The following is a 15,147-nucleotide window of genomic DNA, read 5'->3' on the forward strand; positions in this document are numbered from 1 at the left end:
CTCCGTTTCCCCATTATAACAGTGTTTTTATTTTTTTACTATATTTGTAGTACTATCTTGATTATGTGGGTGAACGATAGCTAATCGGTGAATTTGCTGTATTGACATTTCATACCCTTTATACGTTAAAATATTAGCATTATTCGCCTGGAAATTTAACGTCTTCACCTCCACGATAAACTTCTCTTTATTTGATGTTTCAATAAGTATTGGCAATTTTAACGCTTGGCTTTGTCTTATAAGTCTAGCCATCATATTCTCCTTATAAGACATTAACTGAAAAGAAACAGCTGAAAGTCGATCAACTTCCTGCCATTCATCTGGCTCAATGTCTACTTTCCTGAAGACCTTATTGTCAGAATTATCTTTTTCTTCTGTTAGCCTTTCTTTAAACGTTAAGGAAGATTTTTTTAAAAGTCTTTCCCATTTTTCACTTATACTTTCTAAAATAAACAATCCTTCCTCATGCTCAACCACACAGTGAGCACCAAACTCATTAACAACTTCCTTTTTTAACTGATGTAATAATGCTTTTGTGCTTATTTCATAAAAGATGTACACATCTCTTTTTACTATTGGATGCGCCATCTCCCAGTATTGCTTCATTGATTGTTTTTCACTAGTTGACTCCAACTTTAAGCTATCTAGACAATCATCCCATAAGGAATAAGGTACTCTATGCTTTTTCGCTTGTTGAACAGAATCATTTGAAAAAGATACATGCAGCATTTGCCCAATGGACTTTATTTGGGCAAATAATGTAATACTCCACAATAAGCTAATCGGGGCATCACTAGGAATTAAAAACTCACTTTCATTAAGTCTCACAATACCATCGTAGTCTTTACGTTTTTCCATTAAACTATCAATACAACTACTGGGTTTTCCATTAATAAAGAAAGGATATTCGACAATGTCGTTTTGATCATCCATTGTATTGATAGCATCATAGAAAGAAAAGGAATGACCATATAACATCTCTTTAAAAAGCAAAATTGCATCTTTATCGTCACGATTAAATAAGTGTGACAAATAGTGTATTGTTATCGATTCAAAAAAGTCATCTGGATTTAAACGTACCCACTCGGATAGCACCGCTAAGTCATGTTTTTTCAGAAAATGAACTACAGTATGGAGATGATACGGATCGTTCCCTTCTCGATTGTCTCCGTTTTGGTGAATGACTTCATTAAAATGTTTCAATAAATGTACTAAGAACACACGCATATCGAAGCTGTAAGTATTACCAGTAATTTTTTTATATCGTTTTGTCGTGAAGTATTCATCCATTTCTCTAGGGATCGTATAAAATAATTCATTTCCAATTTCTATTTGAAATAGCAGTTTTTTTTCATAAAGCTTATTCATATAAAAGTAATAATAAAATGGGCCGAAACTCTCTGTTCCATGTTTATCTATCACATTTTTTCTTTTATCCATTTCTAGCATGAACCAAGATAACAATTCCCCCTCTTCTTTTGTTAGATTATTCCAAGTATCCGGATTTTTCTCTTCATTAAATGCTACCCTATCTTCTATATACTTTCCGAACATATTGACCACTCTTCCCATTTGTATGAATATCCTTGCTCGTGCATGAATAACTGCCGGTTGCTTGCTACTTCTTCTTCCTGAGTCATCGGAGTAATGAGTGTATAAAAATAGACAGGTTCCCCACTCTTTTTAGGACGTAATAGCCTTCCTATGCGCTGTGCTTCCTCTTGACGTGACCCATAAGTACCTGAAATTTGGATAGCTACTTGTGCATCTGGTAAATCAACAGCCATATTGGCTACTCGACTTAAAACGAGTGTCTGTATGTTTCCTTTTTTAAAATCATCATATATCTTTTGTCTTTCCGATTTTTTCGTTTCACCTGTAATAAGCGGTAGCTGTAGCTCTCGAGCAATACGATGCAGCTGATCTAAATATTGTCCAATAATAATTATTGGCACATCATGGTGCTTTTCCACTATACGCTTTAACAATGATAGCTTTTGTTCATTTTCACTAGCAAAACGATACCTTTCCCTCTTCGATAATGTGAAATATTTTTCCCATTGCTTCTCAGTAAATGGAATTTTATATTCCATACAAATAGGTTTGGCAATCCATCCATTTTCTTCTAAGGCCTTAATCCCTACCTCATATCTTTTTGGACCTATTAAGCTATATATATCACTTTCTTTCTTATCTTCACGAACAAAGGTAGCAGTAAGTCCTAACCTTCTTTTCCCCTGCAGATTTGATGTAATTCTAAATAATGGTGCGGGTAATAAATGTACCTCATCATAAATAACTAATCCCCAAGATCGTTGATGAAATAAAGAGAAATGAGGAAAATCACCTTTGCTTTTATTGTTAGAGTGATGATACGTTAACATTTGATATGTTGTTATAGTTACTTCCTTCACTTCTTTCTTCTCACTCGTATAAAGTCCTATTTGTGATTTCTGTAATGAAGTTTTATCTAATAGTTCGTTATACCACTGTTGTAAGGAAGTATCGTTTGGAACTAATATTAATGTATCTTCTTTAATTTTATCCATGACCCCAAGTCCAACGATTGTTTTCCCTGATCCACATGGCAAAATAATAAAACCATTACCTTCTACTCCACCATTTGCATTAATAAAGGAATCGACTGCCTCTTTTTGGTAAGGTCTTAGCTTTACATGTGATTCAATTGAGAAAGCTAATGATCTTCCGCTTTCTACACCAAGTTTATCTGTCACAGGGTATCCTTTATCGATCATTTCCTGTTTAATCAAACCACGGTCTTTCATCGAAATAGGTAATGCTTCTTTTCCTTGCAAATGAATGACGTTATGTACTTTATTTCTATTTAAAATTTTCTTTAATAAGTTTTTTTCCTCACTAACGAGACAAGGTCCATCAGACTCTGTTGGCAGCAAATAAAGCTTACCATTTCGCTTTTCCCACTCAAGTAATTGCTCCTCTACTTCCTTCGGTAATTCTTTCCCTGAAAAACTAACTAAAAAATGTAATATTTCCTTTAAAGTTATACCTTCCTCTAACGCATACCATATAGAAAAAGCGTTTAATTTGTATATATGAATAGTAGCCGGCGTTTGTATCAGTTGTGCAAACTTACTTAAAAAAGGTTGAACGATTTTTGCTTCTGGATGATCCGTTTGAAAAAAAATAGTGCCATCATTTTGGATCGTCAACGGCATGTTAGTTCCTCCCTTCCTCTTTTATCCATTAATGTCTACTTTTACTCCAATAGATATACATCCAACTATAATAGAAAAAAGTGTTTCAATAACCACTCATTGAAACACCTTTAGCTTTTTGTATTAAAATTTTTCATCATTTCAAGCATCATCATTGCCATATTCATGTTACTTTGTAATTTATCCATCCGTTGTGGGAATGTTTTTCCATAGAATACTTTTGCATCCTTCTCCATTTCATAAATTGCTCCAGGTTCTCGAGACAACTTTCGATACCAAGCTGGGTGATAACGTAAAAATTGATGAAGTTCTGGTTGCTGAAGAATGTATTCGTAAACTTCTGTTCGCATTATTGACCCTCCCTTTTAGTCATCACGGAATGAAAAAGGAGCGTTTTGCTGTTGCCGATCTGTATTTGTTGATTCACCAGAAGATTGCTGTTGAGTTGGCTTAAACTGTCCTAACAACTCCTGTACGGAAGCTAATACACCACTAAACTGCGTCAAATGATTTTGCAAGTCATTAAAGTTCATTTTTTTAAGCATTGCCAGTAAATCTTGCGTATTTATTGAATTTTTCTCCGACTTTTTCTTTTTATCACTCTTTGAATCTTCCTCATCTTCATTATCTTCTTCTCCGTCTTCTTCCTCTTCTAATTCTTCTTCCTCTTCACCCACATCCTCCTTATATGTTTCCCATATATCATCGTCTTCTCCAAATAAAAGCCATTCTTCAAACAAATCCTGAAGCGTCTTTTCTCCTTTTTTTACTTCTTTTAATACATATGGATTTTTTTTAACAAACACCTTAAATTTTTTCACATCTGGATGTAGTTTTCCCACGACTAAAACACCTCCTAGTCAGAAGACTAGATTATTCGTTACTACATCATACCGAAAATAGTTGTCAAAAGTTCGCCCATTTTATCTTGGAGTCAAAAAATTTTGTGTATAGTAATCTCGGTATACTCCTACCCCTAAGTGAGTAAAATCTTCATGTAATAAATTGATACGATGTCCTTCGCTATTTAACCACCCTTCTACTGCGCCTATTGCATCTACATAGTATGCAGCAATGTTTTCAGCAGCTAACTGGAAAAGCACATCTTCTCCTTCTAAACGATCCTTTAATTCTCCATAATTCGGGGAGGTATGTGAAAAATACCCTTCTTGATACATATCATAGCTATGTAAGTACGCTACATATGCAGTTGAATCATCCCATTCTAATGGTTGAAGTCCATGTCTTTCCCTTATTTTATTAGTCAGAGCTAAGACTTGTTTCGCTTGCCCTTCCTCAACCTTTTTCCATTCATCATCAGTTAGTTCTTTACTTTCTGGCATGTCACCTCGGAAAACAATATCATATGGTTGTTGTAGCAATAGAGTTTCCTGATCAACATACCTTATAGATGATAACTCGTTATGATAAACATCAAAATAAAACTGGGCCCACACCTCATTATTTATAGCTGCCATTGGGCGCGATAGTAACTCTTCTTCATTTAATTCAAATTGAAATGATCGATATTGCCCATGGAGAGATACTTTTTCATTAAAATCATAGTATTCTTGAACATATTCATATGATTCACCTAATTGAATAGGACCAATGTTAGCTGCTTCATGATTTGTAAAGACAGTTACAATCGCATCCTCTCGCACACCAAATTGTATATATATTTCTTCCATGTCATACACCCACCATTCATAGTTATATGGCGTTATATCAACTCTATTCGGTTCTCCAAACTCACCTTTAAGCTTTAAAGCATTCTCACCAATCCAACTGTATATTTCATTAGCCTTTAGTTGATGTTGACCTTCATTTAATTCTTCTTCAGCCGATGATGAATCCTCTTCCTTCACTTGTTCCTTAACCTCTGAAGATGTTTCGCTATTGTTCCCTTCTTCCATTGTTACTTCACCATTTTCAACATATACAATCACACCGACGAGTATGATACACCCAATAAAAATTGTTATGATATATTTCATTATGTTCTCCTCTCATCATAGGTTGCCTTACTTATTTTCTATATGTGTTAAAGGCGTTCCTTCTTTCCTACAATCAATCTAAAAAATCGAAGAAATAAGCAATTTTTCAACATTTATTTAAAGTGTGTCGTGTGAAAAGCTAACTATCTGACCTTGATAATATAAAAATTGTCGTAAAGGTTATTTAGCTGCTTCCCTTCTGACATTTACCCATTTGAATTGCTGCTCATGGTCAGATGGCGTCGTCCCCACCTGACTTAAAGCAATTGAAAATAGTAGTTAAAGTCTAATACCATTCCAAAACTACCTAAGCTAAATAACGAGCCTACATCTCTTTAAACAGAGGGCACTGAAAAAGTGGGGTCTTTCAGGGCACTGAAAAAGTTGTTTTGTACTTTTTCAGTGCCCTCGTGTCTTTCACTTTTTCAGTGCTCTTCTTTAAACACTAAAAGAAATTGAGCAGATGAAGGGCAGCATACGAAGCATATGCTGCCCGAAAAAACGAAGTTGAGCAGATCATGGTCATCATACGAAGCATATGCCACCCGAAAAAACGAAAGCGAGCAGATAAAGGTCACCATACGAAGCCTATGCCACCCGAAAATATGAAAGCGAGCAGATGAAGGGCAGCATACGAAGCCTATGCCACCCGAAAAAACGAAATCGAGCAGATGAAGGGCAGCATACGAAGCATATGCTTCCCGAAAATATGAAATCGAGCAGATGAAGGGCAGCATACGATGCCTATGCCTCCCGAAAAAATCAAATCGAGCAGATGAAGGGCAGCATACGATGCCTATGCTTCCCGAAAATATGAAATCGAGCAGATAAGGGCAGCATACGAAGCATATGCTTCCAGGGTCAACACTGTTTGTTTTACTTTATTCTTGTAAAAATAAAAAAGCTTGTGCCCATAACGAAAGAAAGGGAGACTCAAAAGATAAAAATTAACCTTTTGAGTCTCCCTACAAATAACATCTTAATGATGATAATGTTCTGATTCAGATATTTCAGAAAGAGCATATCCAGCTTCATCTGCTGTCGTTGTATGAATTGCTAAATCACCTAATGCGACAATACCGACTAATTGACTATTTTCTACAATTGGTAAACGGCGTATTTGTTTCTCTGCCATCATTTTCGCTGCATCGTCAACAGTCATATCAGGCTCTGCAGTTAATAACTGCTCTGTCATCACATCCGTTACTTGAGTGGAGTTAGGGCGTTTCTCTGCAACTCCTCTAACTACAATATCTCTATCAGTGATCATACCTAGTAATTGGCGTCCTTCACATATTGGAATAGCACCAACGTCAAACTGCTTCATTTTTAAAGCAGCTTCGTACACGTTATCGTCAGGGTTACAAATCTCTACATCACCTGTCATTATATCACGTAGTTTTTTCATGATAATCCTCCTAATTATTAACGATTTTACATTTATACTGTACCCATTCCTCTTTCATCCATACTTTAAAACGTATTATAATAGTTAATAAATACAAAATATTATTTTATTCCATACTTTCCTTTGCATCTATTGCAAATTCATAATATTATTAGTAGTAGATTGATCGATTGGAGGTAAATGAAATGAAAATTGAGAACACAGGACTTGAAGGTGTAGAGATAGAATTTCAAGCTATAGAGGATATTATGGAGGGTGCAGGTTTTCATTATGTATACGATTATGAAAGAGTAACCTTCGACTATAAAATAGTAATTCAAGGTGATATTTATTACTTACGTGTTCAAGCTCATGCAGTTGAAGGCGAAGTCCCATCACCCCATGGCATCGTAAAAATTACTAATGTATTGCTAGGAAAGCATTATTATCCTCACGGTGTGGAATATGATGAGGAATTCTCTAAACAGATTACGGATAAATGTAATAAAAAGTTAGAATCAGTTAAAGATTCGATACTAAGTGAAGCGAAATAATTACATAAATTTACCATTTCAGTGCTTTCGAATAGGATATGAATCGAGCATTCAATCCTAGCGAAAGCATTTCTTTTTGATTTTTTTTATAAAAAAAAACTGTTATACTTGTTATTACGTGTAAGCAATACGTAATTTAGGAAAATGAATGAAAGGTAAAGTTAACCCTGTTCTTCGTTTCATTTTCATACTATAATTATGAAGTGTATTTCTATCACTTATAAAATAAGGAAGGGGCATTACAATTGGCAACATCAGCATCTATTAAAAAGTATATTTATATTGTACTAGGGATTATTGTAGCTGCCCTGTTATTATATTTTGTTCTTCCAGTATCAGTTCCCATAATTGTTGCTTTAATTACAGCGCTCTTCCTGGCTCCTATAGTAAATGTCTTAATTAGACGTGCAAAGCTATCAAGAAGCCTTGCAGTATTTATCGTGTTTATTTCTTTTGTGTTAGTTATTTCACTTATCGTCTACTTTTTACTAACTAGAGCGATAACGCAATTAAACTCTTTTATCGAAAATTTACCTTATACCATTAATGAGATCGCCTACGCATGGACAACTTTTCTTAACAATATAGAAAGTCAATTCGGACAATATTCACCTGATTTAAGACAAGAAATTGACGATGTTGTTATGGGCTTTTTAATAGAAACAAGAATGAACCTGCAAGAAATTGACCTTGTTGGTCATGTAACTAGTATTTTAATTAAAATTCCTTCATATATTGTTTCGTTGTTAGTATATTTAATTGCTCTTTACCTATTCTTAATGGACCTTCCTAGGTTAAAAGAGAAGGCAATGAGCTATATGACAGATAAAACTGCAGAAAAAGTAACCTTTATGGCATCGAGACTTTCATATGTTGTATTTGGATTTTTTAAAGCACAGTTTTTAGTCAGTATAATTATTTTTGTTGTTACTCTTATAGGGTTATGGATTATTGCTCCTGAAGTTGCCATCATTATGTCCATAGTCATTTGGGTAATCGACTTTATACCAATTATTGGATCGATTGCAGTACTAGCACCTTGGGCCCTATACCACATCATTGCTGGTAACACCGCATTAGCTGTTCAATTACTTGTTCTAGCAGCTATCTTATTAACAATAAGACGTACAGTTGAGCCTAAGGTAATGGGACATCATATAGGTTTATCACCATTAGCTACACTTATCTCTTTGTTCATCGGTCTTCAGTTATTAGGGGTGCTAGGATTTATTTTAGGTCCACTTGTTGTCATTCTATTTACTAGTGCAAAGGAAGCTGGAATTATAAAGTTTAACTTTAAAATATAATTTAAAAATTTGTTTCTCAAAAATAATTAAAAATGGCTGTGTCAAAGGGACTTCTCCCTATTGGCACAGCCATTTAGCTCATTAAGTACATTAGACTTCCATTAACAAGATGATAATTAAAACTATCCATCATACAATATTGTCTTTCTTGCTAATTTTAGCATCTGTTCTTCCGTTAATACAGCACTAGTCATTTGTATTTTCGTATTATCTTCTACCCATGTTAACTTCCTGGTGGATGTATCTCCCCCATCTCTCATCTTCTCTTTTGTCGTTTGAAAAAATCCTATATTTCCATTAATAGATACTCGCTTATAAGCAAATACTTCTGAAACATCAATTCCTACATATGGCTTCTGATCAATGGCAACAATTAAACCACCACTTCTTTCATCATGATACAGTAGCTTTAATTCATCAACTCTACTTTGATCATAAAATGGTAATGTGTTTACTTCTAAACCCCAATGTTCGGGCAAATCCACAGGTATAGCAATCGGAAAGTGCACTTTCGTTGCAACTTCTAATATATTGGATTCTTCCTGGCTTTGTACCGCATAGGTACTGTTACTAAGTAAAATAAAAGATAGTAATATACATAAAGCATAAATACACGAGTGAGATACTTGTGGCAGTCTTACTTTCATAAAACAACACTCCTAAAAAGTAGTAGTACTAGCTTTTACGTATAATCAAGAAAATATAATGATTGAATTAAAATGGTCTTGACTTGCAACAATCATATTTACAAGTTAACTTTGTCCTCTTTCACGCATATCTTTAAATAGGAGGGGAAGTTAAATGAGAGTGATACGAAAAAAGAAAAAACATACTATTAAGAAATTCTTAAATAGTATGTCTAAAAAGAGAAGACGTTCTCCACTACCATTTAAATACGTCATTTTATTCTCCTTTTTAATCTTTATAATATTAATAATACAAGGACTCATTATTATAGAAAAAGGAATACGTCCCACCTTGATTGAAATAGCGAATACTGAAACACAAAGAATTGGGACATTAGCTATTAATCAAGCGATAACGAATGAGCTTCACGATGATATTAATCTAGAAGAAATGGTCACATACATTCAAGATGATAACGGAAAAATTGTCGCAATTGAATTAGATACAGCCATTCAAAACAAATTTTTATACGAAGTTACAAATAGTGTACAGTCATACTTATTAGATATAGAGCAAGGACGAATCACTGATTTATCTTTACCGAGAGATATAGAAATAGAATACGATGACTTAACATTTTCTGATAATGGCATTGTCCACACAATACCATTAGGCCAAGCTACCGGGAATGCATTACTTGCACATATTGGGCCAAACATCCCTGTTCGTTTTTCTACAATCGGAGAAGTGCAATCAAACATTAATCAAGACTATCAAAGCTTAGGTATAAATAACACGAAAATAACACTCACAGTAGATGTAGAAGTTGATGTTAAAGTCGTTATCCCATTTGCTACAGACACCAATCCTGTAAAAACATCACTTCCTATAGCCAATATTTTTATCGTAGGAGATGTTCCATACTTTTATAGCGAGTAATGAATCCCTTCTATCCGTTACACACTTCGCTCAATAAGCAATTACACTACCTACGAATCACAATAGTATAATGACAAAATAATCTTTATAGTAGTGAATGCTCTATTCGCTAGTAGGTTGAATGAAATTTTCAACGCTTAATTTTATCATTTCTTTTATCATAGGCTTTGTTAAACTTTATTGTTGATTATCGCTTCAGGACACTCGCTTGTTTCTTCCTATTCCAGTTTCGTTCTGAAGTTGCAGTCGAGGCATCTCGGAGCGTAGTCGTTGCAATCCCACTCTGTCGGATCTTTAACTAATGCTATTCCCTCAGGCGTCACCCACCTTTCGTGAAAATAAACATTAGCCTTTAACAAAGCTCAAATAAGTGAGTATGGTAGTTTTGAGCAATAATTAAAGGTTGACGCAAAAGAATTAATCAACCTTTTGTGCCAACCTCTGCTTCTTTTCTAACATCTTTCGTTTTAAAATGTAAATAAGTACTATTTATTTTTTTTCTTAGAATATAATGGTTGTTAACGGCATATTTATACACTTGATTTGCTTTACAATTATCTAACCCTTCCGTGATACGAATAAGTTCAACTAATTGAGTTTTACTTATCCCTCCATGCTCTTCTAATATAAATTGGACTTTTAAAGCATACTTTCGCAATGCTTTTTTAAAGTCGATGTCTATTACAAGTTGTGCAAATAAATGTTTCATTTTACTATTTGATAAGACTTGTTCTTCAAGAAACTTTTGTAATTTTGTCATTCCCTCCCCATTTTCTTCGTCTTCATAAATTTCTAGAAGTAACTCGTAATGTTCGATACAATCACTTTTTAAATTAAAAACGTAATCCTCCAATAAAAACTTCGCTTCTTCTATCCTACCATTCTCATATTCCGACTTTGGGTCAACGGATACAAACTCAAGCTTAGTAACTGGATTATTAGAAAAATCTGTAATGTTTTCGGTTCTTTTCGATCTTTTATAAAATAAATTTAAAAATCCCATTTGAAAGCCTCCCATTACATATAAAAATGTATACGCTTCCTACTGTTCTTAAAATTATCAAACAATTCATTATATTAGACGTTTTTAATGAAATATAGTTTCAGCTTTCGGTAATTAATTTTATAATCCTAATCCTATTTATTCATCATGAAAAAGAAATTCTCGCATAACTTAATAAGTAAAACCGCTTAAAAATTTGTAAATAATAAATTAATTGGTCGTAATACATGAACTTTTTTATGAAGAACGTTATAATAGTAAAGAGTAAAAAATCCAAAATAAAAATTATGGAGGATACGTTTATTATGAATAATACTCAAACGGTTAGCGATCTATTTTTAGCTGCCGAATCTGGTGATAGTAAAAAGTTGAAAAGAATATTAGATGAAAACCCCTCATTAGTTAATTGTGAAAATCAAGACGGATATACACCTTTAGGCATTGCAGCACATGTCGAGAATACAGAAGCAGTAAAATTATTACTCGAATATGGTGCTAACATAAACGCTGTATCTAACTCAAAATTAGACGCCATACCTTCTGATACAGAACTCCATGCAGTGTTAATGGGAGAAAGAAATAAACAAAATATTGAACTTCATATTCACCACAACGGTCGTGAAAATATATTCGACCACACAGGTGATACATCGCTACATAGTGGTGCCAGAAATGATAAGCTTTCAGAAATGTCGGACACCCTTTCCAAGCACGGTGCATTCGTTAAGCCTAAAGTGGAGCAAGGACGGTTCGCACTTGATCTTGTATCAGAAAAGGGTCAAGAAAATGTCACAGATCAATTAAAGAAGAAAGGTGCCACATCATAATGTCCGTCAGTAGTAAAAAATAGAATTGGCCTCTTTATGTATATAACATCATCTAAAAATAGAAAATACTGCATTAAACAAGGATGTTTCAATGTCTAATACTAGACATTTGAAGCATCTTTTTTTACACATAAATGATTGTATAAGAATAGACATGTAATAAGTAGCGTAATAATATTATAAAAGTTTCGTATTTTAAAACATTAATTGTAAATAATTATAATACAACAATTGTATAAAAATACTATTCTTACTAGCCGTCGTGACTTGGTGACGAGTGAGCACCTAACGAAGAGGAGCGAGTTAAAAAGATGACGAGCAAATTAAGAGCTTTGAATTATTCATTTAACAATTTACAAGAAAAAAATATGACATTTGAACAAGTATTCGAACGCATTGTTCAATTTATGAAAAAAGATAGAAATGGCAATTACCGACTAATGTTTGGTACAGATTCACAAGTCCATGCTAATGATACAAAATTTGTAACAGGAATAGTGATACAACGTGAGGGAAAAGGTGCATGGGCATGTATTAGAAAGGTTGTTATTCCAAGACAAATTAATAGCCTACAAGAGAAAATTTCTTTAGAAACCTCGTTAACTGAAGAAGTTGTCTCCATGTTTACTGATGAACGAAAAGAAAAATTAATTAACATCGTACTTCCTCACGTTTATAAAGGTGCAACTTTTACAATAGAAGGTCATATCGATATTGGCTCGAGAAGGCAAAATAAAACGAGATTTTTAGTCAGAGAAATGGTTTCTCGAATCGAATCAATGGGTATAGAGCCAAAAATAAAACCTGAATCTTTTGTAGCAAGTGCTTATGCGAATCGATATACAAAATAAAGATGTAAGTAAGCGTCAAATGTTATTTCTCACTAGATAATATCATCATTTGGTGCCCCGTAATAGGTGACTCAAGGAGAACGATATTTGAGTCACCTTTTATTCATGTTCTTTATTCCCCAACATACCATAAATCGTAGAAGTTATGGTTGATTATCTCTATATTCATTGGGACTCGCAACATGATTACTGTATCAACTAACCCAGTTGAGTATGGAAAGTAGTTATCATGGTTATAAACGTTTCTATTCTCTGAAAATTGATTAATTGTAAACCCTTTATCAAATATTGCAATATTTATTTCATAAAAGTTGGGTGGTGTAAATTGTAGCATGTCACCATCCATCTTTAATTCAGGTAATTCTAACTTTTTAGCGGAAACTTCTATCCCATTTAAATATAGATTTTTACTATACATTTCTACCTCTATTTCATTTCCGAGCGTTTCACTTTGATCAATGACTATCGTATAATAATAATCATCAATTGCACCTACTTCAAGAACTTCATCTGAAAGCTCAAATCTCCATTCTCCAAGCTTTTCAACACCATCCATTTCCTCGCTTAAAGTCCCATCATAAACAGCATCATAATACCTTTGGACGAGAACATCTTCATTTTCCCAGTTTGTATATTTAAGGTCATATTCTACTATTTTCCCCTGCACTTGAAGACCAAAATAAAGTGCACCACCTATTGTTAATATTAAGCAGTAAAAGGCTAGAAACTTTTTTAGATTAGAATTGATCAATTTTTCAATTGTAGTATTTTGTTTTCGCAAGTGAGAAATACTCAGTGTGACGATAAGAAACAGGATAATTATACTCATAATAATACCCATTAACCTCTTACCTCCAATCTTTTTAAAGCTTGAAATGATAAAAGAAATAGTAGCGTGATTGTAACTAATACTTTAATAAAAAAAACTGATAGTGATGTTTCACCAATGAAAAACTTAAGGATGTTTGTTATAATCCCATTTTCACCAGAATCAAATAGTAATGACGCAATAAAAAGCGAAGGAATGAGGAATATAAATATTTTATTCATCTGCGCTACCAATCCGATTGCGTAACCTAAAGCTGCGAATAAAATTAAATAAAAAGCAGCCACAGCCATACCAACTAATAATTCAGGAAAACTCGTTAATGCGCCATAAACCGGGTCAGAATAAGTCAACATAATAATGACTTTCATAAGTAAACCGACTAACTTTGCTGAAATTGCGCCTATTACACTCATGATAATTAAAAAAACAATGTTTGATATATGACTCGTCAATCGATTGGAAACAAAAGTATAATCATAACTTCTCATTTGCTTCGTCGTTAACAATATGGATGTAATAAATGCCCAGAAAACCGAAAACCCGACAATCAATGAATCTGTATAAGTAGTTGCACCTAAAGCGACTGCCTGGTTACTACTCATAAACGAACTTCCACCTAAAAAAGATAATGCAAGTGCAAATATTTGTACACCAATTAATGTGCCATACACATTTATATATGAACTTACCTTATACTTAAACTGTGTTTTCACTATTTCTACCGTATTAACTTCGCTGAAAGACATCATCTATCCCTCCCTTTGTTTTACTCGTTAAGAACACACATAAGTCATCTGTTGGTACACGGTTAACCTCAATATTTGCCTCTTTTATTTTTTGTAGTTCTGTCTTATTGAAGCGGTTTTCTACTACGATATAAGTAAAATCTTCGGATATACGATGCTCATGATACACATCCAGACTAGGTATAAATTGTTTAATTGTATTTTTATTTCCTCTCAAAGCTATTGCTAATTCCTTCATGTCATCAATAGATTGATGTAAAACAACCTCTCCTTCTTTTAAAAGCAAAATATTCTCCAACAACTCTTCTATCTCTCCAAGAAGATGGCTAGATAAAATAATCGTTCTAGGATGGGCAATATAATCTTTCAACAGAGCACGATAAAAGTCTTTTCTTACAGATGAATCCATCCCCGTTGTTGGCTCATCAAATATCGTTAATGGACACCTTGAGGCAATTCCTATGATCGAATGAAAGGTGCTTTTCATTCCTTTTGAAAGTTCACTATGATATTGCTTCTTATGAAATGAAAAATACTCAAATAACCGGAGAGCTAATTCGTTATCCCAATTTTTATAAAAGCTTTCAGCTTTTTCTAATATTTCATACAAAGTAAGTGATTCAGGAAAACTCATTTGGTCATCAACAAAAATTGAATTTGCTGAAATTGTTAACTGATCAAAAGGCTGCTTTCCGAAGACTTTCGCTTCACCAGATGTCGCTTTAATATGACCAGTTATTATTTTTAACAATGTTGTTTTACCCGCGCCATTTCGTCCAATTAATCCAGTTATCGTATTTTCTTCTATATCAAAAGAGATACCACGTAATGCGTTTTTACTACGGTACTGTTTTGTAACCTCTTTTAACTGAATGATAGCCAT

General features: G+C 33.7%; 16 protein-coding genes. 5 read left to right on the forward strand and 11 right to left on the reverse strand.

The window, feature by feature from the left end; genetic code table 11:
* Positions 1-27: 27 nt before the first annotated feature.
* The 6 genes from BCELL_RS12985 to BCELL_RS13010 all read right to left on the reverse strand — a co-directional run bounded on the left by BCELL_RS12985 (position 28) and on the right by BCELL_RS13010 (position 6,602).
* Complete coding sequence (locus BCELL_RS12985; RefSeq protein ID WP_041808258.1) at positions 28-1,554, reverse strand: hypothetical protein; 1,527 nt, start codon at positions 1,552-1,554, stop codon at positions 28-30.
* A complete protein-coding gene (locus tag BCELL_RS12990; protein ID WP_013489210.1) occupies positions 1,536-3,197 on the reverse strand; it encodes a DNA repair helicase XPB in 1,662 nt (553 codons plus the stop codon). Before BCELL_RS12990 ends, BCELL_RS12985 begins: the two co-directional genes overlap by 19 nt.
* Positions 3,198-3,307: 110 nt before the next feature.
* Complete coding sequence (locus BCELL_RS12995; protein WP_013489211.1) at positions 3,308-3,547, reverse strand: YlbE-like family protein; 240 nt, start codon at positions 3,545-3,547, stop codon at positions 3,308-3,310.
* 15 nt (positions 3,548-3,562) lie between these two features.
* Positions 3,563-4,039 (reverse strand): YlbD family protein, encoded by a 477-nt coding sequence (locus tag BCELL_RS21660; RefSeq protein ID WP_013489212.1) that lies wholly within the window; start codon positions 4,037-4,039, stop codon positions 3,563-3,565.
* An 81-nt stretch (positions 4,040-4,120) separates the two neighbouring features.
* Entirely contained in the window at positions 4,121-5,194 is a 1,074-nt protein-coding gene (locus BCELL_RS13005; protein WP_013489213.1) for a CAP domain-containing protein, read from the reverse strand.
* A gap of 979 nt (positions 5,195-6,173) precedes the next feature.
* Complete coding sequence (locus BCELL_RS13010) at positions 6,174-6,602, reverse strand: CBS domain-containing protein (protein WP_013489214.1); 429 nt, start codon at positions 6,600-6,602, stop codon at positions 6,174-6,176.
* Positions 6,603-6,787: 185 nt separating this feature from the next.
* Between BCELL_RS13010 and BCELL_RS13015 the strand changes: the two genes are divergently transcribed.
* Both BCELL_RS13015 and ytvI read left to right on the forward strand, forming a co-directional pair.
* Positions 6,788-7,135: a YugN family protein gene (locus BCELL_RS13015; protein ID WP_013489215.1), complete on the forward strand. Its 348-nt coding sequence runs from the start codon at positions 6,788-6,790 to the stop codon at positions 7,133-7,135.
* Positions 7,136-7,380: 245 nt separating this feature from the next.
* Complete coding sequence (gene ytvI, locus BCELL_RS13020; protein WP_013489216.1) at positions 7,381-8,442, forward strand: sporulation integral membrane protein YtvI; 1,062 nt, start codon at positions 7,381-7,383, stop codon at positions 8,440-8,442.
* Positions 8,443-8,564: 122 nt separating this feature from the next.
* Here the strand turns inward: ytvI and BCELL_RS13025 are convergent, their stop codons facing one another.
* Positions 8,565-9,089 (reverse strand): hypothetical protein, encoded by a 525-nt coding sequence (locus BCELL_RS13025; protein ID WP_013489217.1) that lies wholly within the window; start codon positions 9,087-9,089, stop codon positions 8,565-8,567.
* A gap of 154 nt (positions 9,090-9,243) precedes the next feature.
* Here BCELL_RS13025 and yunB point away from each other — a divergent pair, with 154 nt between their 5' ends.
* Complete coding sequence (yunB, locus tag BCELL_RS13030; protein WP_013489218.1) at positions 9,244-10,008, forward strand: sporulation protein YunB; 765 nt, start codon at positions 9,244-9,246, stop codon at positions 10,006-10,008.
* 421 nt (positions 10,009-10,429) lie between these two features.
* Here the strand turns inward: yunB and BCELL_RS13035 are convergent, their stop codons facing one another.
* A complete protein-coding gene (locus BCELL_RS13035) occupies positions 10,430-11,011 on the reverse strand; it encodes a hypothetical protein (protein WP_013489219.1) in 582 nt (193 codons plus the stop codon).
* A gap of 305 nt (positions 11,012-11,316) precedes the next feature.
* On the opposite strand from BCELL_RS13035, the gene BCELL_RS13040 reads away from it, so the two are divergent.
* Both BCELL_RS13040 and BCELL_RS13045 read left to right on the forward strand, forming a co-directional pair.
* The gene (locus BCELL_RS13040; protein WP_013489220.1) at positions 11,317-11,838 is read left to right on the forward strand and encodes an ankyrin repeat domain-containing protein; all 522 of its coding nucleotides are present in this window, start codon (positions 11,317-11,319) and stop codon (positions 11,836-11,838) included.
* A 311-nt stretch (positions 11,839-12,149) separates the two neighbouring features.
* Positions 12,150-12,689, forward strand: coding sequence for a ribonuclease H-like YkuK family protein (locus BCELL_RS13045; protein WP_013489221.1), 540 nt, complete (start codon positions 12,150-12,152; stop codon positions 12,687-12,689).
* Positions 12,690-12,801: 112 nt separating this feature from the next.
* Here BCELL_RS13045 and BCELL_RS13050 read toward each other — a convergent pair whose 3' ends face one another.
* Genes BCELL_RS13050 through BCELL_RS13060 form a run of 3 tightly spaced genes read right to left on the reverse strand, consistent with a single transcriptional unit; the run spans position 12,802 to position 15,147 of the window.
* A complete protein-coding gene (locus BCELL_RS13050; RefSeq protein ID WP_013489222.1) occupies positions 12,802-13,530 on the reverse strand; it encodes a hypothetical protein in 729 nt (242 codons plus the stop codon).
* Complete coding sequence (locus BCELL_RS13055; RefSeq protein WP_157184199.1) at positions 13,530-14,267, reverse strand: hypothetical protein; 738 nt, start codon at positions 14,265-14,267, stop codon at positions 13,530-13,532. Before BCELL_RS13055 ends, BCELL_RS13050 begins: the two co-directional genes overlap by 1 nt.
* Positions 14,245-15,147, reverse strand: a complete 903-nt coding sequence (locus BCELL_RS13060; protein WP_013489224.1) for an ATP-binding cassette domain-containing protein — start codon at positions 15,145-15,147, stop codon at positions 14,245-14,247. Before BCELL_RS13060 ends, BCELL_RS13055 begins: the two co-directional genes overlap by 23 nt.

Origin of the sequence: Evansella cellulosilytica DSM 2522 (assembly GCF_000177235.2) — a bacterium.
Lineage (GTDB): Bacteria > Bacillota > Bacilli > Bacillales > Salisediminibacteriaceae > Evansella > Evansella cellulosilytica.